Raw genomic sequence first — 2,296 nt, 5'->3', positions numbered from 1 at the left:
CTGTTATTTGATTTTCGCTTGCGATTTCAGATAACGCGTATAATCATCAAATTCTTGCTGACCCCGTAACTGGGCATAAAGTTTTGCCAGTTCAGTACGCTGTTCTTCGCTTAAGACATCAATCGGATTCTTCTTCACTTCAGATACAGCAACTACTACCAGCTCATTAGGCAAGCTTGCAGTCGTCACAGACCAGAATCCAGCTTTAGGTGCTTTCAGGCTAAATGCTGCACGCTGTACATCACGTTTTAGCAAGCCTTCAGCACGCGTATAGATACCCGCATCTTCAAACACCAGATTACCTTTTGCTACAGAAGCAGCAGGTTTGGTCTTAAACTCATCCAATGATTTCTGAATCTGGGCTTTTGCAAGAGCTCGCGCTTTTTCTTCAATCAGTTCTGCTTTAACACGTGGTTTCGCTTCCGCCAGTGATTGCTCACCTGCTGCATGGTAATCACGCACTTTCACCCAGGCTACATCACCGTTTGCCAACTGTATGCTAGATGATACATTACGGTCACCATTCTTCACATCGTCATTGAACAGCTTCACTTTCACATTGGCATCACTGAGTAATGGATCCCGTGTAGACAATGTCACGCCTTTGGCTGATTGTACGCGAACACCTTTAACTTCTTGTGTTACCACATCCAGTGAGTCACTGCTGACCACCATATCATTCAGGCTATTCACAGTATCAGAGAATGCATTTGATTTTTTAGAAGCCAGCACCTCTTCAGTCAGACGTGCTTTTTGTGATTCAAATGATGGCACAGCTACATCAGGTGCCTGTACAGCAATGATGTGATAACCATAATCTGTTTTCACGGGTGCAGAAACCTGACCAGATTGTAATGAAGCAACAGCTTTATCAAAAGCATCACCGAACACACCCGCTTCATAAACTGCGATTGCACCGCCTTTGGCCTTAGATTCAGGATCTTCTGAATACTGAGCTGCAGCCTGAGCAAATGTTGTACCCGCTTTGATCTTAGCTGCTACATCTGTTGCGAGTTTTTGCGCTTCAGCTTCAGAACGGTTATCCGCAGTGATCAGGATATGTTTCACTTCTGGCTTGGCAGTCGATTTTTGTGCCGCAACAAAACTGTTATAGGCATCTTGTAGTTCGGCATCGGTTACCGTAACAGCAACGGTATTAATATCACCCGCTTTTAAAACTACGTAATCTACATCCACACTCGTTGGCTGCTTGAATACAGTCTTATGCTTTTCATAATAAGCTGCAATTTCTGCATCAGTCACCTTAACGTTTTTCTTGTAGTTCTCAAGATTGACACTGGCAATATGCACATGACGCTGTTCAGTCTGCAAGTCAGCAATCTGCTGAATTTCCAGTTTACTAACCAATGGATAGTCAATAAAGGTAGATGACAACATTTTAAGAGCATGGTCAGTGCGCAGGCTTGCAATCAGCTGCTGGCTGTTCATGCCTACAGAACGCAAATAGTTTTCATAGAGCGCATTTGAAAACTGACCATTTTGCTGGAAACTCGGTTGCTGAGCAATCATTTGCTCAATTTGCTGATCACTGAGACTGATGCCCAGGTTTTCAGCTTGTTGTAGCAAAACTGTACGTGCAACCAGCGTATCCATAGCTTTTTGATCAATGAATGCCTGATTTAATAATGTTTCATCGCCATTGGCATAACTGAGATATTGTTCTTTGAATGATTTTGTCAGAGATTCCAGTTCTTTTTTAGAGATATCTGTGCCATTTACCGTCTTGGCTGTATCTTTGTTCCCACCACTAAAATATCCTTCAATACCTACAAGCGCTAAAGGGGTCAAAAACAGAACGAGCAAGACCTTGCCCAGCCAACCCTTAATAACTTTACGAAAAGATTCCATAAGTATTCCAATATTTTATTTGCATGGGATTTTACCCGAAAAAACCCACTGAATGAATGTGTTAATCCTGACTATTTAATTAATCAATAAAAAAACGCGCCTAGTGAGGCGCGTTTGGTTGCTGTTGGCGATTAAGCTACAGCGTCTTTCAAGCCTTTACCAGCTTTGAAGCTAGGTACTTTGCTTGCTTTGATTTCTAGCGTAGCACCAGTTTGTGGGTTACGGCCAGTACGTGCAGCGCGTTCTTTAACACCGAAAGTACCAAAACCAACGAGAGTAACTGTATCACCTGATTTAAGCGCTTCAGTAACAGAAGCAATTGTAGCATCTAAAGCCTTACCAGCGTCAGCCTTAGATAATCCCCCTTTCGCTGCAATTGCAGGAATGAGTTCTTATTTATTCATGAAAATTACGTCCTCTTAAGATC

The 2,296-nt window shown here is 42.6% G+C and carries 2 protein-coding genes; both read right to left on the bottom strand.

The window, feature by feature from the left end; translation table 11 throughout:
* Positions 1-3 precede the first annotated feature (3 nt).
* The gene (locus B4033_RS11150) at positions 4-1,869 is read right to left on the bottom strand and encodes a SurA N-terminal domain-containing protein (RefSeq protein WP_286834002.1); all 1,866 of its coding nucleotides are present in this window, start codon (positions 1,867-1,869) and stop codon (positions 4-6) included.
* 131 nt (positions 1,870-2,000) lie between these two features.
* On the bottom strand, positions 2,001-2,255 hold the full coding sequence (locus B4033_RS11145; RefSeq protein WP_286834046.1) for an HU family DNA-binding protein: 255 nt from the start codon (positions 2,253-2,255) through the stop codon (positions 2,001-2,003).
* Between the last annotated feature and the right edge of the window lie 41 nt (positions 2,256-2,296).

Source organism: Acinetobacter sp. UBA3132, assembly GCF_002364825.1.
GTDB lineage: Bacteria > Pseudomonadota > Gammaproteobacteria > Pseudomonadales > Moraxellaceae > Acinetobacter > Acinetobacter schindleri.
Note: the sequence above shows the minus strand (reverse complement) of the source record. Positions and strands in the feature narration are given on the sequence as shown.